Source organism: Paenibacillus harenae DSM 16969 (assembly GCF_000422465.1).
Taxonomy (GTDB): domain Bacteria; phylum Bacillota; class Bacilli; order Paenibacillales; family Paenibacillaceae; genus Pristimantibacillus; species Pristimantibacillus harenae.
This window is the reverse complement of record NZ_KE383845.1, coordinates 366,280-389,151: the sequence shown is the minus strand read 5'-3', so window position 1 is coordinate 389,151 and position 22,872 is coordinate 366,280. Positions and strand designations below refer to the sequence as shown.

The 22,872-nt window shown below is 49.3% G+C and carries 23 protein-coding genes, 1 pseudogene and 1 riboswitch; of the genes and pseudogenes, 11 read left to right on the top strand and 13 right to left on the bottom strand.

Annotated features, from left to right (window positions below; genetic code table 11):
- The first annotated feature begins 10 nt into the window (after positions 1–10).
- From H581_RS0129680 to H581_RS0129670, 3 genes are read left to right on the top strand one after another with little or no spacing between them, the layout of a single operon-like run.
- Positions 11–2,344 carry a helix-turn-helix domain-containing protein gene (locus H581_RS0129680; RefSeq protein ID WP_029192429.1) on the top strand — a complete coding sequence of 778 codons (2,334 nt, stop codon included), beginning with the start codon at positions 11–13 and terminating at the stop codon, positions 2,342–2,344.
- Between the two features lie 19 nt (positions 2,345–2,363).
- Entirely contained in the window at positions 2,364–3,404 is a 1,041-nt protein-coding gene (locus H581_RS0129675) for a glycoside hydrolase family 88/105 protein (RefSeq protein ID WP_029192428.1), read from the top strand.
- A 35-nt stretch (positions 3,405–3,439) separates the two neighbouring features.
- Positions 3,440–5,149, top strand: a complete 1,710-nt coding sequence (locus H581_RS0129670; RefSeq protein WP_029192427.1) for a hypothetical protein — start codon at positions 3,440–3,442, stop codon at positions 5,147–5,149.
- Between the two features lie 299 nt (positions 5,150–5,448).
- On the opposite strand, the gene H581_RS0129665 is transcribed toward H581_RS0129670, so the two are convergent.
- On the bottom strand, positions 5,449–5,943 hold the full coding sequence (locus H581_RS0129665) for a DinB family protein (RefSeq protein WP_029192426.1): 495 nt from the start codon (positions 5,941–5,943) through the stop codon (positions 5,449–5,451).
- 848 nt (positions 5,944–6,791) lie between these two features.
- Here H581_RS0129665 and H581_RS0129660 point away from each other — a divergent pair.
- From H581_RS0129660 to H581_RS0129650, 3 genes are all read left to right on the top strand, one after another.
- Positions 6,792–7,079: a HesB/YadR/YfhF family protein gene (locus H581_RS0129660; RefSeq protein ID WP_029192425.1), complete on the top strand. Its 288-nt coding sequence runs from the start codon at positions 6,792–6,794 to the stop codon at positions 7,077–7,079.
- Positions 7,080–7,233: 154 nt separating this feature from the next.
- Positions 7,234–7,449, top strand: coding sequence for a helix-turn-helix domain-containing protein (locus H581_RS0129655; protein WP_029192424.1), 216 nt, complete (start codon positions 7,234–7,236; stop codon positions 7,447–7,449).
- A gap of 37 nt (positions 7,450–7,486) precedes the next feature.
- The gene (locus tag H581_RS0129650) at positions 7,487–7,774 is read left to right on the top strand and encodes a 4a-hydroxytetrahydrobiopterin dehydratase (RefSeq protein WP_029192423.1); all 288 of its coding nucleotides are present in this window, start codon (positions 7,487–7,489) and stop codon (positions 7,772–7,774) included.
- Between the two features lie 141 nt (positions 7,775–7,915).
- On the opposite strand, the gene H581_RS39160 is transcribed toward H581_RS0129650, so the two are convergent.
- The 4 genes from H581_RS39160 to H581_RS0129630 all read right to left on the bottom strand — a co-directional run bounded on the left by H581_RS39160 (position 7,916) and on the right by H581_RS0129630 (position 10,777).
- Positions 7,916–8,044 (bottom strand): DUF6254 family protein, encoded by a 129-nt coding sequence (locus H581_RS39160; protein ID WP_245600192.1) that lies wholly within the window; start codon positions 8,042–8,044, stop codon positions 7,916–7,918.
- An 85-nt stretch (positions 8,045–8,129) separates the two neighbouring features.
- The gene (locus H581_RS0129640) at positions 8,130–8,984 is read right to left on the bottom strand and encodes an SDR family oxidoreductase (RefSeq protein ID WP_029192422.1); all 855 of its coding nucleotides are present in this window, start codon (positions 8,982–8,984) and stop codon (positions 8,130–8,132) included.
- Positions 8,981–10,063 (bottom strand): mannonate dehydratase, encoded by a 1,083-nt coding sequence (gene uxuA, locus H581_RS0129635; RefSeq protein WP_029192421.1) that lies wholly within the window; start codon positions 10,061–10,063, stop codon positions 8,981–8,983. The genes H581_RS0129640 and uxuA overlap by 4 nt, the downstream gene beginning before the upstream one ends.
- A gap of 36 nt (positions 10,064–10,099) precedes the next feature.
- Complete coding sequence (locus H581_RS0129630; RefSeq protein ID WP_029192420.1) at positions 10,100–10,777, bottom strand: GntR family transcriptional regulator; 678 nt, start codon at positions 10,775–10,777, stop codon at positions 10,100–10,102.
- A gap of 414 nt (positions 10,778–11,191) precedes the next feature.
- Here H581_RS0129630 and H581_RS0129625 point away from each other — a divergent pair, with 414 nt between their 5' ends.
- The gene (locus H581_RS0129625; RefSeq protein ID WP_029192419.1) at positions 11,192–11,620 is read left to right on the top strand and encodes an AAA family ATPase; all 429 of its coding nucleotides are present in this window, start codon (positions 11,192–11,194) and stop codon (positions 11,618–11,620) included.
- Here the strand turns inward: H581_RS0129625 and H581_RS0129620 are convergent.
- Positions 11,615–12,217 carry a DJ-1/PfpI family protein gene (locus H581_RS0129620; RefSeq protein ID WP_029192418.1) on the bottom strand — a complete coding sequence of 201 codons (603 nt, stop codon included), beginning with the start codon at positions 12,215–12,217 and terminating at the stop codon, positions 11,615–11,617. The genes H581_RS0129625 and H581_RS0129620 overlap by 6 nt on opposite strands.
- Positions 12,218–12,279: 62 nt before the next feature.
- A riboswitch (ZMP/ZTP riboswitch) is annotated at positions 12,280–12,359 on the bottom strand.
- Positions 12,360–13,407: 1,048 nt separating this feature from the next.
- Between H581_RS0129620 and H581_RS0129605 the strand changes: the two genes are divergently transcribed.
- Entirely contained in the window at positions 13,408–14,415 is a 1,008-nt protein-coding gene (locus H581_RS0129605; protein WP_029192416.1) for a LysM peptidoglycan-binding domain-containing protein, read from the top strand.
- A 226-nt stretch (positions 14,416–14,641) separates the two neighbouring features.
- Here the strand turns inward: H581_RS0129605 and H581_RS0129600 are convergent, their stop codons facing one another.
- Positions 14,642–16,060, bottom strand: coding sequence for an MFS transporter (locus tag H581_RS0129600; RefSeq protein WP_051251456.1), 1,419 nt, complete (start codon positions 16,058–16,060; stop codon positions 14,642–14,644).
- A complete protein-coding gene (locus H581_RS0129595; protein ID WP_029192414.1) occupies positions 16,057–16,650 on the bottom strand; it encodes an NAD(P)H oxidoreductase in 594 nt (197 codons plus the stop codon). Before H581_RS0129595 ends, H581_RS0129600 begins: the two co-directional genes overlap by 4 nt.
- 221 nt (positions 16,651–16,871) lie before the next feature.
- On the opposite strand from H581_RS0129595, the gene H581_RS0129590 reads away from it, so the two are divergent.
- Both H581_RS0129590 and H581_RS0129585 read left to right on the top strand, forming a co-directional pair.
- The gene (locus H581_RS0129590) at positions 16,872–17,216 is read left to right on the top strand and encodes a winged helix-turn-helix transcriptional regulator (RefSeq protein ID WP_029192413.1); all 345 of its coding nucleotides are present in this window, start codon (positions 16,872–16,874) and stop codon (positions 17,214–17,216) included.
- 170 nt (positions 17,217–17,386) lie between these two features.
- The gene (locus H581_RS0129585; protein ID WP_029192412.1) at positions 17,387–18,145 is read left to right on the top strand and encodes an SDR family oxidoreductase; all 759 of its coding nucleotides are present in this window, start codon (positions 17,387–17,389) and stop codon (positions 18,143–18,145) included.
- A 100-nt stretch (positions 18,146–18,245) separates the two neighbouring features.
- Here the strand turns inward: H581_RS0129585 and H581_RS0129580 are convergent, their stop codons facing one another.
- A complete protein-coding gene (locus H581_RS0129580) occupies positions 18,246–18,671 on the bottom strand; it encodes a VOC family protein (RefSeq protein ID WP_029192411.1) in 426 nt (141 codons plus the stop codon).
- A 36-nt stretch (positions 18,672–18,707) separates the two neighbouring features.
- A pseudogene (locus tag H581_RS39810) lies at positions 18,708–18,803 on the bottom strand (hypothetical protein); the annotation flags it as partial.
- A gap of 241 nt (positions 18,804–19,044) precedes the next feature.
- On the opposite strand from H581_RS39810, the gene H581_RS0129575 reads away from it, so the two are divergent.
- On the top strand, positions 19,045–19,908 hold the full coding sequence (locus H581_RS0129575; protein WP_029192410.1) for an AraC family transcriptional regulator: 864 nt from the start codon (positions 19,045–19,047) through the stop codon (positions 19,906–19,908).
- Positions 19,909–20,142: 234 nt separating this feature from the next.
- Here H581_RS0129575 and H581_RS35790 read toward each other — a convergent pair whose 3' ends face one another.
- Genes H581_RS35790 through H581_RS0129560 form a run of 3 tightly spaced genes read right to left on the bottom strand, consistent with a single transcriptional unit; the run spans position 20,143 to position 22,742 of the window.
- Positions 20,143–20,724, bottom strand: coding sequence for a GNAT family N-acetyltransferase (locus H581_RS35790; protein ID WP_051251455.1), 582 nt, complete (start codon positions 20,722–20,724; stop codon positions 20,143–20,145).
- Positions 20,711–22,048: a HAMP domain-containing sensor histidine kinase gene (locus H581_RS0129565; RefSeq protein WP_029192409.1), complete on the bottom strand. Its 1,338-nt coding sequence runs from the start codon at positions 22,046–22,048 to the stop codon at positions 20,711–20,713. The genes H581_RS35790 and H581_RS0129565 overlap by 14 nt, the downstream gene beginning before the upstream one ends.
- Positions 22,041–22,742, bottom strand: coding sequence for a response regulator transcription factor (locus H581_RS0129560; protein ID WP_029192408.1), 702 nt, complete (start codon positions 22,740–22,742; stop codon positions 22,041–22,043). The genes H581_RS0129565 and H581_RS0129560 overlap by 8 nt, the downstream gene beginning before the upstream one ends.
- Positions 22,743–22,872: the final 130 nt, after the last annotated feature.

The following is a 22,872-nucleotide window of genomic DNA, read 5'->3' as shown; positions in this document are numbered from 1 at the left end:
GTAGGGGACCATGAAGCAGCTTCAGAATCAACGATTGGCGAAAGCGATTGCAATACTATCGATTGTTCTGTTTCTGCTCGTCTCCTCCTCGATTTTTTTCACGTATTATTTGTTCACCAATCAGCAGAAGGGGCAGCTGACGAGCACCAACATGGAGCTGCTCCGGCAGTTGAACCAGAAGCTCGAGCTCGTTTTGAAGCAAATTGATTTTGCTTCCGTCTCGCTTATGACAGCGGAGGAAGTCATCCATTTCTACGACCGGGAGCTGATCGAAGCGGAGAGCTTGAACAATGAGGTCCGTATCTCCAACAGCATCTACAACGTGATTAACAGCAACCGGTACATTTTATCCATCGACATGTATTCGTACCCGAAGCAGAAGCTCGTTACCGGCAATGACCTGACGGAGCAGGAGCTGAGGCAAAACTATCAATGGATCGCGGAGTTTCAACAATTCGAAGGGTATATGGACTGGATGACGACACGCAAGCTCACGTTAAACATGGCCGAAGACCCGATTTTCCGCAATGTGGTGACGCTTGTCCGAACCTATCCGCTCATTCATAAGCCTGGTGCCCGCAAAGGCGCCATAGCGGTCAATATCAAGGAAGAAATGCTGTACGGCTTAATCCGGAACACGTCGGCAGAGGAAAAGGGCCAGACCTTCATGATCGACCGGAACGGCATCGTCGTGCTGCATGGGGATAAAAGCAAGCTCGGCAAGGACATCAGCGAATTTCCTTACATTAGCCGTATCCTGAATGATCCGGAGCCGGAGGGCTTCTTCTCCGCCGATGTCGAGCAGACGCGGTCTTCGCTGTTTTACGCCGATATGAAGCATACCGGTTGGAAAATGGTTCATATCATGCCGGAAGCGGAGTTTATCCGGCCGCTGCTGCTCATCCGCAACGGTCTGATCGTGCTGGCCGTCGTCCTGTTCCTGGTTGCGACGGCGTCAGCGACGCTGGTTGGGCGGTGGACGCTTAAGCCGGTCAACCGCTTCGTGCAAGCGATGATGAATCAATTGAAGAAGGATTCGCGAAGCCCGTCCGTGCGGAAATATACGGATGAATTTCAGTATTTCGAATCGACGGTCCAGCATATTATGGAGGACCGGAATTTGCTGAACAAGCAGTTCAACGAGAGCAAACCGATGATCAAATGGCAGCTGCTCAAAGAGCTGCTTACGAGCCGCCGCAAAACCTCGGCCGCTCTTCAGCCTTATATGGATATGCTTGGCTTATCCCTGCATGAAGGACATTTTGTCGTCATGAGCCTCGAATTTGACAATAAGAACGAAATCCCTACGCCGCGCGATTTGCAGCTGTATTCCTACGCTTTGTGCAATGTCGCGGAGGAGCTGATGAATGCCGAGAGCAAAGGGATCGCCGCGGAGATGGATAACGGCAAATGCGTTGTCATTATGAGCTTCGAGGACGAAGGAGACGAGGAGCGCCATATGATGAGGGCGGTAGCGGTTGCGGATTTAATGAAGGATTTCGTGCGCGAATATTTCAACCGGACGATTACGGTCGGGATCGGCAACGCGGTGAGCGGCATCGGCGACATCCATTTGTCTTATAAACAGTCCTTGGATGCGCTTGGCTACAAGCTTGTGCTTGGCGGCAATTCGATCATTACGAAGGAAGATATTACGAATGAGCAATCGCCGCAGTACTACCGGTTGTTCGGCATGACCGACGGCATGGTCCAATCCGTGAAGCTGGCCGATCTTGAGAAGCTGCGGCTGCAGGTCGGCAAGTGGTTTGAAGCGTTCTCGGAAAATAACGTGCGCCCGGAGATCATCAGGCAGCTGATCGTGCAATGTTTGATGAGAGCGGCTACCGCGGCAGCGGAGATCGGCGTGGATTCCGCCGATATTTTTCCCGAGCACGGGATGGTTGAGCTGCTGAGCCAATACGAGCAGTTGGAGCAGCTGGAGCATTTTACGATGGAAGCCTTGGGACGTTATGTGGAAAGCATTCAGGCCAAGCGCGGCAGCCGGGAGAAAAATGACGTCATCGACAAAGTATTGCGGTATTTGGATCAGCACTATAGGAGGAGCGATTTGTCGCTTAACCTGCTTGCAAGCGAATTTCACATTAGCGTCTCGCATTTGAGCAAGCTGTTCAAGGAGCAGGAAGAGTGCAATTTTATCGATTATTTGATGGATATTCGCATGAACAAGGCGAAGGAGCTGCTGACGGAATCGGAGGCGATGATCAAGGATATCGCCGAGCAGGTCGGGTATACGAACGTGAACAGCTTTGTGCGCATTTTCAAAAAAATAACGGGGCTGACGCCGACCGAATACCGGCAGCGGAAGAAGCCCGAAGAAGGATAAAGCGGGGTGAGGAAGAGGTATGGCTGATCGATATTTGCATGCAAGACTGGAGAAGCTGTTCCATTACATGACCGGCGATCACCGCGGCAGCTGGGGGATGGACATCGAGCACTGGGATTGGGTGCCGGGGGTGGGCATCATTTCATTGATGGAATACGGGAAGCGGATTCAGAACCGGGTGGTTATCCGTTATGTGCAGGTATGGGCGGAGCGCAACAAGGAGAAAGCCGGCAGCGTGAAAGTGATTAACGCAATGGCGCCTTTCGCCGTGTTCCCCGAGCTGTACCGCCAGACGCAGGAGGAGTGGTACTTGCGGCAATCGGAGAAAATCGTCCATTGGATGATGCATGAGGCGCCGCGCACGAGAGAGGGGGCATTCGAGCATACGGTCACCGAATCGGTGCAGTTCAGCGAGCAGGTATGGGCGGATACGGTCTATATGGCCGTCCTGCTTATGGCCCGGCATGCCGGGTTGACAGGCGATCGGACCGCAGCGGAGGAAGCGCTGCGGCAGACGATGCTTCATTTGCGCCTGCTGCAGGAGCCGGAGACCGGCGTTTTATTCCACGGCTGGAACTGCGAGGCGGGCAATCATATGTCGGCTGTGCGATGGACTCGCGCGAATGCGTGGATTACGCTGGCCGTGCCGGAAATTGTGGAAGAGATCGGCGGGCTGACGGACATTCCCGATGAATTGCGTACGCGCTACTCGGCGCTCGCGAAGGGGCTGCTGTCTTATCAAGCGGCAGACGGATTATGGCATACCGTGCTTGACCGGCCGGATTTCTATAAGGAATCGTCAGGCAGCGCCGGCATTGCATGCGGCTTCATGAAAGGCATGCGGACAGGTCTATTGGATTCGTCGTATTTGGAAAGCGCCCGTCTGACGTTGGACGGCCTGCTGCCGTTCATTCGGGACGACGGCGAGGTCGGAGGCGTATCGGGCGGCACACCTGTCATGAAGACGGAGGATGCGTATAATGAAATCCGAATTTATCCGACCCTCTACGGGCAAGGGCTGACGATGCAGCTGCTGACGGAAGCGCTTACGATGGATTAGATCGCTCATGGCGGCAATGGAAGGGAGAAACAACAATGACATCGCAAATGTTGGATCCGAAGCAAATGATCATCGGCAAAGTGGCTGAGATGGAGACTTTCTATAACGCGGATATCCGTCTATTGAAATCGAGGTTCAGCAGTCCCGGCTATCATACGCAAATCAAGCAGACCGATTTCATTCATTCGACCAGGAATTCGGTCATCTATGCGCTGGCTTTGCTCGATACGGAGCTTCCGGAATATGAGCGGCGGTCATTCGATATTCTCGGACAAATCGTATCGCTGCAGGATACGGACCGCAGCCGTAACACTTTCGGCATATGGTCCTGGTTCTATGAGGAGCCGCTCGATCAGATGTCTCCGCCGGACTGGAACTGGGCGGATTTTATCGGTAAGCAGCTGGTGCTTGCGGTTAAGCGTCACGGCCATCGTTTTCCGGAAGCGCTGCGTGCATCGGTCATCCAATCGATCGGTTACGCATGCGACGCCATAATGAAACGGGATGTCGGGCCTTCATATACGAATATCGCCATCATGGGCGCGTTCGTTACGCTCATTGCGGGCGAGCTGTTGGGACGGCAGGAGTATGCGGAATATGGCTTGCAGCGGCTGAAGAAGCTTTACGCTCATACGGAGAAACGGCGGGTATTCCAAGAATACAACAGCCCGACGTATACGCACATCGCGATTCTGGAGCTCTCCAAGATCAAGGCGGAGACCGTCAATGAGGAAGCGAAGCGGCTGAGTGATGCGCTTCTCCATATGACCTGGAAGACGGTAGCCGAGCATTTCCATGCCGCGACGAAGCAGTGGTCCGGACCGCACAGCCGCTGCTACAGTACGCTGCTTAGCGACTCATGCAAAGCCTTCCTGCAGCTGGCAACCGGGGGCAAGCTGTTGTTTTTCCCCTGGGAGGAGCTCCCATATGATACGGAATGGTATGAGAGCGGGATGGAATGTCCGCCTGAATTTGCAGACTGGTTCGTGATCCGCGAGGAAAGAGAGCTGCGGCAGCTGTATGCGGGCGATGAGGGGGACGGCACGGCAAGGCGGGCGACGACCTGGATGCAGCCGCATTATTCGCTCGGCAGCTTCGATCATGAGATGCTGTGGAATCAGAAGCGCGCCTTGCTCGCTTATGTAGACAACGGCGGCGAGCCGACGTATATGCAGCTGCGTTTTCTTCATGAGGGCTACGACTACTGCTCGGCTATGTTCAAAAGCAGGCAGGAGCGGGAATATGTGCTGTTCGGCATTGATTTTCTTGCCAATGGCGGAGACACGCATCCGAATCTGGACCGGATCGACGGCTCGGTCGAGGCCTCGGATTTCCGGCTGCGGCTGGAGCTGGGCGGCCAATTGGCCGGAGTTGCCGCGGTTGCGGATACGGACGGCGGAGAGGTGACGATATCGATCGGTCAGGAGCGTATCCGTCTCCAAACCTGGTTCGCGGCTTTCTCGGAAAGTGAAGCGGATGCTGCGGACCGAGCGCCGGCCTTTGCATGGGAAATAAATGAGCTCGGCGATAAGCTGGGCGTTGATCTGGTTGTCTATTCGGGAGAGCCGAGAATAATCGACTTTCGTCAAATCACTGAAGCAGGCTTTGTCTTCTCGTTGCGCATCGGAAGCGGAAGCGAACGTCCGGCCCCTTCGCTGCGGCAAACGGATGACCGGCTGATCGTCACCGGAAGCGGACAGGAGGAACCGGCATTCAGTCTGAATCTGCGGCCAGTTCATATTTAAGGAATAGATGGCGGCCCCATTGTCACGGTTACGGTTGGTGACGACGGGGCCGCTATCCTGTAATTTGTCTACCTCAGTCACTCGCCTCGCACCTTCAGATACGCGTTATCTTGTCTTTCGCGCACGAGCTCTGCCCATTTCCTGTCACGATGCGCATATTTGTCGCTTCTCCAGCGGTGCCGCGCATTTGTTCAATGCGAGCGTCTATTCGACGACGATAAAAACAGTCGCAGAGTACCGGCGGCCATGCCGGTGCCCTGCGACTTTTTGGCGGATATGGGTTCGAGAAACTTAGTTCATTAGGCTTCCTCGTCGGCCGAGGGACCGTAGATGCCCGGTACCGGAATATCGAGAAGCCGTAAGTATACCCCGAGCTGCGCCCGGTGGTGAACCATGTGGCTTAATCCGAAGGTGCGGAGAGCGATCGCCCGCGGCTGGCGGAGGATGATATGGTTGCCGTGGCGCAGCGTCCATTCTTCACCGAGCGTTTTCTCGTCGCATTCGGCGAGCAGCTTTTCAAACTTTTCGACGTTCGCGTCGAACTCCTCCAGAACGTCAGCGCGTTTTTCCAAAGGCTCCCGCCGCAGCGGCACGGTCGAAAGATCGAACTCCGGGTACTGAAAAATCGCGATTTGCCAGTTCAGCAGGTTGATCAGGTGCGTGGCCAGCCCGCCGAGCGTCATCGATTTCTCGTGCGGCTTCCACGACATATGCTCCTCGGGCAAGCGTTCCAAAATGCGGCGCGTAGTGGCCAGTTCATGCGTTGCGTCGCCGACGATCAGTTGTTTAACCATAAAATTCCTCTCCTCTCTTATGGTCTAGCATACTATAAATTCCAGTAGAGTGGAAAGCTCTAATCCCGGTCATTTGACGTTCGGTCGTTCGGAATGGTCCATGCCCCGTACTTACGCTATCCTGTATTTCATCCATCGAAAAAGAGCGTAAAAGCCATAAGGGGCTCTGCAAGCCCCTAATCACTGGATGAAATCCAGGATAGAACCGGTTCCGGACAAGAACCGGTCGCTATGATGGACCAGATCCATCATAGCCTGACAATTGGGGCAGCTATTGACGGACCAGAACCACCATAGCACGATAATAGAGGCAGTTATTGATGGACCGGAACCACCATAGAAAATGGGGCAGATACCATAACCGGGACATCCTCTCATATGCGCTGTCATAGCCAACGTTGGCGAAGATGGGGCTTCAAATGGAGTTGACTACGCCACAAGTGTTAATTAATATACTAATAGTCAGGAAACAAACACCCATCTATTATCCGAAAGAGATTTTCAATCGATTACGATAAACGATTTTACGCTATTTTGCTGGCCTGTTTGCGACAATTGGCGCCAACTGCCTCGCAGCAGAAACTCAATTGAACAATAGGCGGCGATTATAAGCCGGTCCATATTCGGAGTCGTGCCGCAATGGAGGGGGAGAGAGCAGCCCGAAGAACCGGGAACTTTCGCGAGTCGCGCTGTGCCCCTGATTATAGCTGGCATGAATGCCGGATCGCGCTGTGCCCCTGATTATAGCTGGCATGAATGCCGGATCACGCTAAACCGCTGATTATGGCTGGAATGAATGCGCATGCAGAGAAATAAGTTATGATATATGGACGAAGGAGATGACAGCCATGAGATTAATAGTGGAGCAGCCGGCGGCGCGTTGGTATAAGACGGAGATGGAGCTAAAGGATGGGGATTTCATTCGCATCTATGTGCGGCTGGGCGGCTGCGGCAGCGTTCACCCCGGATTATCGCTGGGCGTGACGAAGGATACGCCAAGGAGCCCAGCGCTTAGCGAGACGATCGACGGCATTACCTATTATATCGAAGAGGACAATCTGTGGTACTTGGATAATCAATCGCTGCGCATCTCGTTCGATGAACAATACGAGGAGATTATGATGGCGGTTGAGTAAAAAATAGAGCACCGGCTACCTCTTTTACGTTAGCTCGGTGCTTTTCCATTGTCTTGGCAATACGATGAGCTTGAAGCGGAGCCTGCATAAATAGAAACGGTTTTCGGCTACAATGATGATAGTATGATTTTGAAGTGATGGAGGGAGCCTGACCATGAAGCTGACGCTTGGACGCTGCCTGCTGGACCGGCGATTGGCTGAACGCGGGATATCGAAGGAGCAGCTTGCCGCCGAGCTGCGGATTAGACCGGAGCGGCTAATCGATTATATCGATAATACGAGAATCATGCCGCTGAAGACAGCCATTTCGATTGCCGATACGGTCGGATGCGATGTGCGCGAGCTTTACGAAATAGAATCTGCGGAATAACCGGGACGAACCATTTCAGCTTGGAGGAGTGGAAGCCATGAAACTGACGGAGGAGCAAATTGCGCTTGGTCTTGCTGAAATCGAAGGGTGGAAGCGGGAGGATGGCAAGTGGATCGCGAAGAAGTACCGCTTTCAAACGTTTATGGACGGAATCGAATTCGTAAACCGGATTGCGGTTATTTCCGAGCGGCTTAATCACCACCCTTTTATTTCCATTGATTATAAAATGGTGACGCTGCGGATGACCTCATGGCATGCCGGAGGCCTGACAGAGCTTGATTTCACTGCCGCTGCGCAATTTAACGGTGCTTTTGTCAAAGATTAACCGAGCAAAGCCGCGATTCTTATAAAAGAACCTCCACCCTCTAAAGAAAGCAAGAGAGCGGAGGTTTTGTTTGTCTAACTTACCGCACAGCGGCGCGTTTAGTTTGTGTTATGTCCAAGCCGCAGTCTGATCGAACGCCGACTACTGCTTCGATTTCGAGCCGTCGTCCGGCTGGCTCAGCTCTTCGAACGATTTTATTTTACCGTGCGGATGCTGATTTTGCTTGCGCTGGTTCCAAGCGTTTTCACGGCGGTTCTTAGGTGATGTCATCGCTGCTTCCCCCTCCTTTCCACCTGTAGGGTGGCATAACGCCGCCCTTTCCATACGGAGGGGAGACGGGAAGAACAGCTTAAGCCTAAACGCCTGCGTAGGCCAAAAATCCGCCGTCAACGGGAACCGTCGTACCGGTGACGAAACCTGCGGTCGTCTCGTCGGCCAGCCAGAGCAAGGCGCCGAGCAGATCCTCCGGCTTGCCGAACCTGCGCATCGGCGTGTGGGAGATGATTTTGCCCGAGCGCTCGGTCAAGCTTCCGTCTTCGTTCGTAAGCAGCTTGCGGTTCTGCTCCGTTAAGAAAAAGCCCGGCGCGATCGCATTCACCCGAATGCCTGATTCCGCAAGGTGAACGGCCAGCCATTGCGTGAAGTTGACGACCGCCGCTTTGGCCGCGCTGTACGCCGGAACCTTCGTCATTGGGGAAGGAGCGCTCATGGACGAAATATTGATGATAACCGCGCCAGGCCGCCCGATCATCTGCTCGGCGAATATTTGCGTCGGAATAAGCGTGCCTACGAAGTTCAGATCCATCACGCTGCGGAAGCCGTCGACGCTAAGATTGAACAGGGTCGTGACTCCCTCCGCGTTCAAATGCTCCGGCTTAAAAATCTCGTTCGTTGTATTCGCGCTAGAGTGATTGCCGCCTGCCCCGTTGATCAGAATATCGCAGGGTCCAAGCCGCTCAAGCACGGCATCGCCGGCAGCCCTTGTGCTCGCTGCGCTAGTAACGTCGCAAGCCACCGCTATGGCGGAACCGCCTGCGGCGCGAATCTCCTCTGCGACGGCGTTTCCCTTCTCCGCCGTCCGGTTCAGGATCGCGATCCTGGCCCCCTGACGGGCCAGCTCCAGCGCCATTACGCGGCATAATACGCCTGCTCCGCCGGTGACGACGGCTACTTTGCCTGCTATGGATTCATGAATAGGAAGCTGTGTCATTTGCTTATCGCCTTCTTTCCGGAATGAAGTTCGTTTGCATCCCAAAGTCCCCACAAATACATAATGCCTAGCCCGCGATCGTACAATCCGTATCCGGGCCTGCACTGCTCATCCCAGATATGTCGTCCGTGGTCGGGCCTTGCGTAGCCTGTAAATCCAATCTCATGATAAGCGCGGACAATGCCGGCGATATCGACGTTTCCGTCCTGCGTACGGTGCGAGGTTTCAATAAAATCTCCGTTCTCATATACGCGAACGTTGCGGATATGAGCGAAAGGAATGCGATCTCCGAATTCATGGATCATCGAAATAATGTCGTTAGCCGGATTCGCGCCAAGCGATCCGCTGCAAAGGGTGATGCCGTTATTAGGGCTGTCGTACAACTCCAGAAATCTTCTGAAATTTTCCTGGCAGGTCATAATCCTTGGCAAACCGAAGACGGACCAAGGCGGATCGTCCGGGTGGATCGCCATCCGGATTCCGCTGCGCTCGGCAACCGGGATGATTTCGTTCAGAAAATACCGCAGGTTTTCCCACAGGTGCTCCTCCGTCACGCCTTGATAAGCCTCGAACAGCTTCGTCAAATGCTGCAGCCGTTCCGGCTCCCAGCCGGGCATCGTAAGCGACGAGTTCTTGTTGATCTCTTCGACCAGGCGGAAGGGATCGGCATCCGCAATCCGGCTGCTCTCATAGAACAGCGCCGTGGAGCCGTCCTCGAGCGCCTTATGAAGGTCGGTGCGAAGCCAGTCGAAGATCGGCATGAAGTTGTAGCAGATCACCTTCACGCCGACGCTTCCAAGCTTCTCTATCGTTCTCTTATAATTCTCAACATACCGCTCGCGTGAAGGCAAGCCGAGCTTAATATCCTCATGGACGTTAACGCTTTCAACGACATCGATATGTAAGCCCGCTTGTTCTGCCTGCGATTTCACTTCCAAAATGCGCTCCATCGGCCATTCCTCGCCGGCCGCGACATCATGCAGCGACCAGACGATGCCGTCCGTGCCCGGAATTTGTTTAATGTAGCTGAGGGGAACCGTATCATTCCCCTCGCCGAACCATCTGAACGTCATTTTCACGCTTCATCAGCTCCCGTTGTCATTTGTAATCGTTGTTCATTTGTAATATTCCGGGTATTTCTCCTTGAGCAGCGCTTGATCCGCGATGTTCAGATTGAGATGCTCGGTCATCAATCGTTCGGCGCGCTCGCCATCCTGCGCTTTAACCGCCTCGGCCATCGACCAGTGCTGCTCGTAAAGCTCCTCCCAGTTATGATCGGCAACCAGCCGGAGCATGCGGCTGCGGTTCAGATGAGCATTCATTTGCTGCATGACTGCCCAAATGTTGCTCTTGTTGCAGCCTTCGAACAGGATACGATGGAAAGCTTCGTCAAGCTCGAACATGCTTTTGTCATCATGCGCCTTCACGCAGGCTGCCTGCTGCTCCAGATTCTTTTCCAGCTTCATCAGCGCTTCCTCAGGGAAAGAGCTGCAGGCGAGGCGGATGACCGCTCTTTCCAGCTGTTCGCGCATGAACCGCGCCTCCTCGACCAATACCGTATCGATTAAGGATACGAAAGTGCCCCGCTGCGGCAGCACTTGAACCAGACCCTCTTGCGCGAGCCGCATGAAGCTTTCTCTTACAGGCGTCCGGCTGACCTTGAACAAAACGGAGGTCTCGTTCTCGGACAACGGCGTGCCCGGCGCAAGTTCAAGCTTTAAGATCTGTTCCTTAAGCTGCGCGTAGACCGCGTCCCGGGTGGAAACGGACTGCGTCCTTACGTTGAAGTCCATGCCATCATCCCTTCCAACTTTAACTACCATACTACCATACAAGTTAAAATGCGGAAAGATATTTTAAAAAAGTTTTCTTTGAAGAGTTTTTTCATTTGTAACAGGCGGCATAGTCCAAAAAACGTTCGAGTTAGGGCACATACATTTCCAAAGAAATGGTGAAAGTATCCATGGGTGAAGAAAATTGAAAATGAAACCATTCACTCTGTTTCTGATGGTTGTTGGGTTACTTTCCTCAATTCGCAAGAGCTTTATGATTGGATCATTGTGGGCTGGAAGTATGAACCTGTCGGATCACCCTAGGAAGAGCTTCTGGAGGAAACATGTTACCAAGATACTATTCTGTAATCAAGAAGGACTTTCCAGATTTTGGATGGTAACTTCAAATATAAGGCTGACAGAGGGTGAATAAGCATGGAATGTATTATCTTCGTCGGAATACAAGCTTCAGGAAAGTCAACTTTTTATAAAGAGAGATTTTTTAACACTCATATGAGAATTAATCTGGATATGCTTAAAACTAGGCGCAAAGAGGCTTTCTACCTCGAAGCCTCTATGAAAGGAAAACAGTCCTTTGTCGTAGATAATACGAATCCGACTAAACTAGACCGCCAAAAGTATATTGATGCAGCTCGAAGTCACGGTTTTAAAATAATCGGCTATTATTTTGAGCCGGATTATGATGAATCTATTCTAAGAAATGAACTTCGAAGCGGAAAAGAAGTAGTACCGGTGGTGGGTATTAAAAGCACATTAGGGAAGCTGCAAAGACCAGAGTATAATGAAGGCTTTGACGAGCTTTTTACGGTAACGCTGGTTGATGGCGAATTTATTGTTTCATAACTCAGTCCTCATGTATACATCGCTCAAATTGCCGGCCTGATAATAAGGATACTCCAGCTTCCTCTGCACCTGAAGGGCGATGTCCGTATTTGTCAGCCATTCGACCATGTACAGGCCCAGATCTATGGAAGCCGTCACGCCGCCGCCGGTGAAGACATGGCCATCCCGCACCACTCGAGCTTTTACGACTTCCGCGCAGTACGGAGCCAGCAAATCGTAAGCCGACGAGTTGGTCGTCGCCTTTTTCCCCTCCAGGAATCCAGCCGCTCCCAACAGCAGGGCGCCTGTGCAGACGGAAACCTTATTGGGAACGGCCTCCGCGGTCCGGATCCATCCCATGAATGCCTCGTCGAACCGAAGCTTTCTTGTCGAGTTGCCACCCGGTAGAAATACGAGGTCAAATCCCTCCAAATTCGGGAGCACCTCGTCCGTCTTCAATTTCAGGCCCCGGTCATCCGTCACTTCGGTCTTGTCGGCGCAAAAGGTCCACGTTACATTCTCTTTCGCCTTCAGGATTGCCAGCCAGGTGATCGCTTCATAAAACCCGGCAAAGTCCATACTTGTCATGCCGTCGAATAACACAAACGCCATTCTCATTTCCTGCACCAACCCTTTCATCAATTGGAAAATAAAAAAAGTATTCGATCAATGACGATCAAATACTTTGCCCAGGCGTACGGCTTTTGCAATATGCGCTCCCTCGTGGTTCTCCACGTTTACGCCAGTCGCGCATACCAGATATTTACTGTCATTATACACGACGGTTGCTTTTTTGACCATAGCTTTACCCCGATACTGTTGCTATCGTTTCCCTTACTAACCTGCCAGCTTAATATCAGCTATCAAAAAACTGCATTTTTGAAAGCTATATCATTTTAAAATCTTAACTAAAACAACTATCATCAGACATATGATATTCATCCAGACCAAAAATTTAATAAACCACTCAGCCCATAACTTCCTACGTAAACCAAAATAAAGGATAAGAACATAAAATAAAAGACTAACAACAAAGCGAAGACCAGAGATTTTTCCAATCCAAAAGTCCATAAAGCTAAGACTTAGATATATTAGTGAAGAAATAATAAATAAGAGTAGATATAGCTTAAATTTCTTCTCTTTCTTTTCAAACTCATGCGTAAATTCATACATCTATGATTACCTCGAGTTATCTTTTTTAATAGTAAAACTTCTAACCTCACTTTATCCTAACAAATCCTCTGGGGGAAGACAAACCGCCGTACGGATCGTTATAGAGTCGATGCAGGCGTCGATGTTTTCCACGGTTCGACGCGTCGATTCTGGGAATGACCCAAAGGACGCTTTGGTCATTGCCGATATTTTTAGGCTTTAGGGCATAGACTCTTAACGTTGATCGGACTTCACACCTTGGATAGATAGGATGAAGGAATGTAAGGGCGTAGACCCATTGAGATTTGGGAGAGTGAATCAAGGACCTTGTGGAGTGAGACGTGCAGTAAATCTTTATATGGAAGATGTTGTAATTAGACCAACGCCTTCTATTCCCGCATGCCCTCAAACGGAACTGCTTAGCCCATGTTATGTTATCATTTAAACTCCTATCCTGTGAATTAGTGAGTATTCGTGAGAAAAACCTTATTCTCTGAGGGAGCGTAACGAAGTGCTACCACGCGGCAGTCCTAGATGCGAGTTGCATACGGAGCATTTTTTCGTACGAATGAATTGGCTGTTTTGGCCCATACCACAGGGCTCAATAATTCCGATAGAATAAGATTAAGTTGAGGAACAAAGGAGAAGATTACGTTTTGAATAAGAGAACCACACGCAGCAGCAAGCATTCCAAAGGCAGCCTGGCATCTTTAAAGCAAACCAATATCATCGTCTATCTGGCGATCGTCATCATTCTTGTTGGCATTTGCTTAGTATTGTACGACCAATATACGAATAAGGTTGATTCTGAGCTTCCGCTTGCAGTCGGAAATACCGATTCGGATTCCATTAATAACGGGAATGGCGGAAACGAGCAATTGGCGGATGACCCTATCCCCGCAGGAACCGTTGACAGTGAAGAGGAACAAGAGCCTGCAGATTACGATGATGTGACGGAAGAGCCTGCTCCTACTATATCCAACGCACCGGTCAGTGAAAGTGATAAGCTGACGGAGACGCCTAAGCCTGTACAGATACAAGAAATAACGGAAGCCCCTACTAAGAAAGTGAAGCTTCCAACCACCTATGTGGTCCAAAAAGGCGATACGCTGAGCTTGATTTCCGAGAAGTTCTATCAATCCAAGGAGCATTATGCGCTGCTGGCCGAGCATAATCATATCTTGTTTATTAATGATATGAAAGCCGGAGACACGCTTAAGATCCCGGCCTTGTCGTCAACAGGCTCGAATGTCAGCCGGCAGGGAACCAAAGACTATTCGAAAATAAAGTTGCCGGCTACCTATCTGATCCAAGCGGGCGATACGCTGTCGGGGATTTCCAGAATGTTCTATAAATCGGCGGAATATGTGGATGATATTGCGAAAGAAAACAAACTTGATAAAAATGCAGGCTTGAAAGCAGGCACCAACCTCATCATTCCGTCCCTGAAAAACGTCAAGCCGATTGGAGAAAATGGCGCAGCCGAATCTTTTCCCGAATACGAGACATCCGATCATACCGTAAAGAGCGGCGAGACGCTCTACAGCATCTCCAAAGTCTATTACGGCTCCGACAAATATGTGACGTTCATTGCGGATTTCAATCATATTGTAAATATTGATGATGTGAAAGCAGGGACGGTGTTGAAGATTCCAAAGGCTTAGGCACTTCTCGGTCTACTAACTCGCGCGTCTCCTATTTGGAGATCAGACTGATATAGTTCGGCGACAGAACTCGGCCAGGCAATGTATCGCAGCGAATGCGGTAATGCGGATTTTAGAAGCACTCTATCAAAGCATGCGCTTGCGGCGCTGCTTTGATAGAGTGCTTTTTTTAAAAATTGGAACCTTGTCGTATGTAAAGTACCGCAAGGGAGTCCCTGCAGTATTCTTATTTGATGTTTTGAAGTACATTGCGCTTTCGAAGGCCGGTCGCAGTAATGGCTGCACCTAGGACGGCTGCGGCAACCGGAATGAATAAAGCGGTTCGAAACCCTTCCAACATGGTCTGAGGCGATCCATCGGCTCCAGTGGCGATAATGCTGACGGCGGTCACCAAAGAGAGACCGAGCGCCGCGCCGAACTGGATCGACGTGCTTAGAAGGCCGCCGGCAATCCCTTGTTCTTCTTCAGCGATGCCGTCAGTTGCCGCGATGGTGAGCGGCCCATAGGTCAGCGCAAAAGCGATGCCGGTAAGAATCATGGTCGGAAACATGGCCGCATAGCTCCAATCGAGACCAACCGGAAGGAACAGGGCATAAGAAACGGCAGCAAGACATAAGCCTCCGAATATGACCCGTATGTTCCCGAATCGGCTCACGAGCCTTGGGGTGAGCGTCGGTGCGAGTATCGCATCGATGCCGACAGCCAGAAGCGCCAGACCGGTTTCGAGCGCCGACCAGCCGCGCAGCTCCTGAAGGTAGAGGACGGCGACGAACTGGAAACCGAAGAAGGAGCCGGCCAACAATATCGCGCCGAGGTTGGCGCGCACGAGCGGGCCCGAACGGAGGAGGCCGAGTCGCATCAGCGGCGAGGCCGACCGCCGCTCGATTATGATGAAAGCGGCCAAGAATACAAGTCCTGCGGCAAGCGTGCCGATTGTAATGCCCCATTCCACATCAGGCGCATTGACCACAGCCGAGACAAGGAGGAGCATCGCTCCCGTCACGCTAACCGCTCCTGCGATATCGAAGCCATGGGATGAGCGCTCCTGGCGGCCCGAGCCGGGAATGAGACGAATCGCGGCAAGGAGAATCACCAGTGCCAGTACGACCGGAGCAAAGAACACCCACCGCCAGTCAACCGAGGTTAACAAGCCGCCGGTCACGAGACCGAGCGAGAAACCTGCCGCCGCGGTCCCCGCGTAGACCAGGAGTGCCTTGTTACGCTGAGGGCCTTCGGGGAAGCTTGTCGTAATGATGGAAAGGCCGGCAGGTGTCATAAATGCAGCGGCCACCCCTGTCACGAACCGGGCGACAATGAGAACCCACCCTTCGGTAGCGAATCCCCCGAGGCCTGAGAAAACAAGGAATACGAAGAGCCAGACGAGGAACATTCGCCGCCGGCCAAATAAATCAGCGGCTCGCCCTCCGAGCAGCATGAATCCGCCGTAACCGAGCACGTAGGCGCTCACTACCCAACTTAGCGCGCTGGTGGACATGCCTAAATCGGCCCGGATCGACGGCAGGGCCACGCCCATCATCGACACGTCGATCCCTTCGAGGAAGATCGCCCCGCACAACACGAGCAGCAGCCCCCAAGATACTTTGCTGCCCGTATGGCTTTGCAGACTGGAATCACTTATCTTCATTTTGTAACATCTCCACTCAGCTCGGAATAGTGCAGCCCAAGGTCATAAGCGTGAGTCAGCAGCTTCTCCGAATGACCCTGTTTATCATTAAGAGTGTCATACAGGATCTCGACCTTGGAATTTGGAATTCCGGCGTAATTAGCTATGCCCACGTTGAGTTGAAGCTCGATCATCTTGTCATAATCCCTTTTCTCAAAATGCTCAACGGAAGCGGCTGCGAGACCAAGCCATAACACCTGCCGATGGTGAAGCTTGCCGGTGCCGTATGCATAACCATTGTTCCATACGCGGTCGATATATCCCTTCAGCATGGCTGGCATGCTGTACCACCAAATCGGAAAAATATAAGCCAATGCGTCGTGCTTTTTCATGCGCTCGATTTCCTTCTCCACCTCCAACGAATAGGTCTTGCGTCCAACTGACCAGTCCGGCTCATCGGCTTCCCATAATACAGGGTCGAACCCGCTGCGGTGCAGATCCAACACCTCCGTCTCGTGTCCGGCAGCATGAAGGCCCTGTACGAAGCGATCGGCGACTGCAAAGGTTAAGGAATTTGTTCTTGGATGGCTTACAACGGTTAGTACGTTCATCTTGAATCCCCTTCTTTCCTCATTCTTGTGAGAGATGAGCCTCGTGAATGATCGGTAACTTTTTTAAAATTTGAATGGTGGTGTAAGGGAAGTATGTAACATATAATGAAAATAGGGAAGAACGCACTTTATTGTGCTATTAACACCAAATAGTTATATAGGCACCAAAAAGTACCTGTGTTATATTGAAAATCACATTCACCGACAGGAGGAAACCATTCATGGAACCGCAACCGAGTCACAAATACACCATTCCGGCGGAAGCTACGCTCGATGTCATTGGAGGTAAATGGAAGACTCTGATTCTATGCCACTTGTCCTATGGACCCAAGCGAACGAGTGAGCTTAAGAAAGCAATGCCCGGCATTACGCAAAAAATGTTGACGCAGCAGCTCCGGGAGTTGGAGGACGACGGAATTATTTCCAGAACGGTCTACAATCAAGTACCGCCGAAAGTAGTCTATGAAATGACTGAAATAGGAGAGTCGCTGAGCACGATTCTGGATCAGCTGTGCGAGTGGGGAGAAAAATTTATTCAGGGGCAATTTCATCGAAGCAAGTCTTAATTGAGCGTTTAACAAAATACGTCTTTCTCAACCCAAATGCAGGTACTTTACGGTACCTATAGAACTATTTGGTGTTTATAGCACAATAAAGTGCGTTCTTCTTTGTTCAGGTGTTATCCTTTAGAATTCGATTTGTCATAGATAATTCTGACGAATCGAGGAGGATTCATATGAACAAGTACGCAGGTAAGAAAGCCGTCGTCACAGGCGGTACCCATGGCATGGGGTTAGCAATCGTCAAGGCGCTCCTGAAAGGGGGAGCAGAAGTCGTATTCACCGGCCGTAACGAGAAGAAGATCGAAGAAGCCCGGGCTGAGCTCAATTCAGGGGCGGCACATATCGTTCGCTCTGATGCGGCGGTCATGGCCGACATCGACGCGCTCGGCGAGCTCGTCGGGAACAAACTGGGCCGCATTGACTACTTGTTCGTCAACCATGGCATCGCAGAGATCAACCTGCTCGAGCAGGTGACCGAGGCATCCTGGGAACGTCACTTTAATATCAATACCAAGGGTGCGTTCTTCACGGTTCAGCGTCTGGCGCCACTGATCAACGATGGTGGCGCGATTGTTTTCACCACGGTTGCCAATGATACGATCTTTCCCGGATTGAGCGCCTATTCCGGTTCGAAGGAGGCTGTGCGGGCCTTCGCACAGGTGCTCGCCGCCGAGTTCCTGCCGAGGAAGATCCGAGTAAATTCGGTTGCCCCCGGCTACATCGATACCCCGACTATGGGTGTTCCGGGCCTGACCGACGAGGAGCGGGCGGAGTTTATGAAGCAAGGCGACGAAATTACTCCGTTGAAGCGCCACGGCACAGTTGAAGAGGTCGCTGCCGCCGCCCTGTTCCTGGCTGTTGACGCGACCTTTACCACCGGTACCGAACTGCCTGTTGACGGCGGGTTCGCGCAAGGCCTCGCCGTTTCCTAATAACAGCTGTTTAACGGCAGTTGAACTTCGCCCAGCTGCGAAAAAAAACCGGATTTCCTTAATCGATAAGGAATCCGGTCTTTGTTTCGCTACCTGCATTTTAAAGGGCATCAACCATGATTGTGTTTCCCGCTGGATCCTTCATTTGAAAACTTCTTCCGCAACTACCACGGTCTAAAATGTCTGTTACTTGCACTCCTTTTTGCTTTAAGAACTCATGATAATCGCCAACATCAGGGGTACCAATCATCATTACAGCACTTTTTTCGCCAGCTTTATAAAACTGTACCGGATGTGAGCCGCAACCGATTTCCGACAGAATGATCTTAAGATATCCTGGCTTTTCCAATGACCAAATATCTCCCCTGTGCGTGACTTTATAACCAATATATCTTTCATACCAATCAGCGGATTCACTTAGATTGATCGCAGGAATGTAGACAACCACCACACCTTGAAGCCGTTCAATTACTTTTCGTTCAAACTCTTCACCTAATTTGTTTTGCGTCAGTATTTCTTTGACCAATGAACTCAACTCCTTTTTTAATTTTTCCTTAGTACGTTAAAGGCGGCTTTCGACTGAACTTACAGTAAGGTTAAGATACTTGCTTATCTCCCTAATATTAAATCCGCTAATAAAATATAAGACTGAGATTTCGCGATATTTTTCTTCAAAAAGACAGCTCCGATTACCGGATACACAATGATCATAAGATTAAAATATGATGATGACAAGAGGTGTTAACATGCTCTCGAGAACGCAGCTGCGATCTCTGGAAATGATGCAGCCTCATCGGCCGCTGAGGAAAATTAAAAAAAGCACTACAAATCAAATAACGTCCGGCAAAAAACGGTATGATGGAAGCAAACGACGACGAAGGAGACGGATAATTAATCAAATGGAACACTATACCCGAATACAACATGCGATCGCATTCATTGAGAGGCGGCTTCAAGAGCCTCTGAACCTGACGGATATCGCCTCGGAAGCGGGGTTTTCCATGTATCATTTTCAAAGGCTGTTTCATGCGATTTCCGGCTTCACGGTGCAAGAGTATATTCGCAAAAGGAGGCTCGCCGAAGCTGCGGCCGAGCTTCGCGAAACGAATGATACCGTGCTTCGGATCGCCGTTTCCTGGCAATACGGATCGCAAGAAGCGTTCACTCGCGCTTTCGCCGGTTATTTCGGCGTAACGCCGGCGAAATACCGCAAATTGCAGATGTCGCCGATGTGCCAGCCAAGGATTGACCTGGCGGATTACGGCGCGAATATTAGAGGAGGGCTGAACATGTACAAGCCGGAAACGATCGAGATGGCAGCGATCAAAATTATCGGGTATAACTACCGGACGAATTTGAGTAACGAATCGTATTTCGACGAGATCCCGGGCTTTTACGAGCATTTTGGCAGAAACGAATACTTTATGCGAATTCCTAACAAAGCCCGGCCGGCTTTTGCATACGGCATCGGTCACGATTATAAGGACAACGGCGAATTTTCCTACCTTATCGGCGAAGAAGTGACGGCTTTCGCAGAAACGGAGCCGGGCTTCTCCTGTTTTGAAATACCTGCGGGGAAATATGCGGCATTCAAAGTGAACAGTGCGCCGGAGCTTGGGCAGAATACATGGAAATACATCTACGGCACTTGGCTGCCAAACAGCAATTACGAGAGAAGGGAAGGGCCGGATTTCGAAGTGACCGACGTTATGAATTCCTCGGCCGACAAAGTCAATATGACCGTGTACATTCCGATCCGATAAAATTTGCCGCGTCAGCCGCGCATGCACTCTGAAGGCGGAGGACAAGATTTCCAAGCCGGCAACGACGGATGGAACAGCGCGTTAGCTATGGGATAAGTCGTTGTTGGTTGGTTTGTAAACAATGATCTTTTTGGTTTTCACCAGGCCATGAGATCGGAGTAATCTGTACCTTTTAAGATTAATCGGGGTGAACCGTATCATAAATAGGGCGAAACTTTTCAAGGAAAAAGAGTCTTACAGAGAGTCAGGTTGGGAATATCTAACTTCTTCAATACCTTTATTCATTGCTACTAACCATTCTTTTTTAAGCAAAGCATATTGCAGGGTGTTTTCGTATTTGGGTGTTCCGTCATCGTACTTGGTGAACGAGATAAATTCCAAGAAACAGCCCTCTTTACGCATCCCTAACTTCTCGCATAGCTTCTGGGATTTATAGTTGTCATCCTCAACATATGCATAGATCCTTCTTGCTTCTTTTTGAGTGAAGAGATACTGTAATAAAGCTTCTGCACTTTCACTTGCATACCCTCTCCCTTCATATTTATGGTTGAAATTCCATCCTACACCATAGGTATCGGGCTCTTCTTTCATACAGAATAACTCTCCTATTAGATCGCCGTTCTCCTTCAAGCAGACAGCAATATGAGAGTCATCTTGACTCTTTTTATTGGCACTATTGATAGCTTCATTTAATGTTGAAATTCGTTCGTCAAGGAAACAATTCACCCTTGGATTGACCAAATATTCCAACATGCCTGGGGCATCCTTCTCAGCAAAGTTCCTTAATATTAATCGATTGGTATTAATCTCTTGCATTAATAAGCCTCCTTAATGTCAAGCTAATGTGAACAGAATAAGTTTCCTTATTACTTGTAACAGTTATTTGTCCTTTATGTTGTTCTATGATTTTTTTGCAAGTTTTCATACCGATTCCCGTACTACTCACTTCATGTGCTTCTTTTTTTATATCATTTTCAATATCGATAAATAACAAGCCGTCTTTAATTTCATAATTAATTTTGATTGTTTTCGACTTATCGGCATACTTGATAATATTTGAGAAGATGTTGTCAAAAACTCTTCGAAAAGAAATTAAGTGTACATCTAAGTGAAATGGTATGTTGCAAGGCTCTAACACAAAATGAAATCCGTTATTTTCTAACACTAAGAGTTGCTCATCTAAGAGTTGCTCCATCAATTGATTTCCATCGAATCGTTCAAAATCTAGATTGTTATCTTCAGTATTAAACACAGTAAAGTACTCAAATAGTTTGTCCGAAAGGTGCTTAATTTGGTATGCTTTTTCCCTGCTGTTATGGATGTATTTATTAAAAGCTTCATCCGTCTGATATTTCTTAAATTCAATAATATCCAAGTATCCGACCAATGCTGTGAGAGGTGTCCTTAAGTCATGGGACATTGCGGTGACCAGCTCGCTATTTGCAAATCTGGCTTGATTCTCATTATCCAATCGTTCAATAAATGACTTTCTCATCTCATTAATGCTATGGGCCAGTGATGACAATTCGTCGTTCCCTTTTATTGTGATTGTATAAGTTAAGTCTCCACCTTCTAATATTTTAATTTCATTCTCAAGAGTTCCAATATAGGAGGTTTTCTTGTTTATAAAGAACAGCATGATGAATATAAAGAATAAGAACGAAATGGCCACACCCAAAATAGTAACCATATGATAGTACTTGTATTCAAAGAAGTATTCCAGGTAAATTTGGGCGCGAGCATCGGAAAATTGAATGTTTAATAATTGAGGAGTACTTTTCAAATTCGGATCTACCGATAGGCCCCCATTCTCGGTAGTTGTTGTATAGCCATCTGTCGCGTAAATGAGTTTATTGTCTGTATAAATATAAATATTTACATATTTAGTTTCCCGAATCCATTGGGCTATTTTATCATGATCCTTAAGTGAAAGATTCTTCTCAGAAACATACTTTTCGAATTCAGAAATGGCTAGTTGCTCTTGTTTTTCGATAAACGAGGTTTTAGTTAAGTAACGCTCTAGTATGTCTTCTCCTGTGGTTTGCAATAACAAAAATAAGACTAGAGAAAACGTAAACGAAAAAATAAGACACAGGATTAATTTTAATTTTAATTTTCCCCATAAAAAGAGTTTACTCAATTCGATACCCCTTTCCCCAAACGGTTTTAATAAACTTGGGGTTTTGAGTATCTTTTTCTAATTTCATTCTAAGATTCCTGATATGAACCATAACTGTATTGTTACAGCTATAGAAATACGGTTCTCCCCAGACGCTTTCGTATAGATTTTGTGCTGAAAATATCTTGTTTCTATTACTGGACATCAAGGATAAAATTTTGTACTCAATTTCGGTTAGTGTAAGTTCTTCGTCGCCCATCCATACTTCATTGCCCTTCGTTTTAACGGTTAGTTCATTAATTTTAATAATATCTGGAGACTCCGCAACAGTATCTTTTCCTTTATACACATAATATCTTCTAAGCAAGGCTTTCACTCTTGAAACCAATTCTGTATAGGAGAACGGCTTTGACAGATAATCATCACTTCCTGCAGAAAAAGCCAAATATTTATCGGAGTCTTGAGTTTTGGCAGTTAAAAACAAAATGGGAGCGCTTGTTTTCTCGCGAATTTCTACACAGGCCTTAAATCCAGATTTTCTGGGCATCATAACATCCAGAATGATTAAATCTATAGTTTCATCTACTTTATTCACAGCGTCCTCGCCGTCTATAGCTTCAGTAACGTTATATTGTTCGCTCTCCAGCAGGACCCGGACAATCTCTCTAATCTCATCGTTATCGTCAGCCACAAGAATATTTTTTGTATGATTCATCAATATCCCTCCTCTAATGTGACTGTGCCTCCATTATAAAGTGTAAACAACCTATAAACCACAGAATACTAAGTGACTTAAGAATTCTTAAGAATTATGATGCCCCCATTCTTAAGAAAATTCACATAAG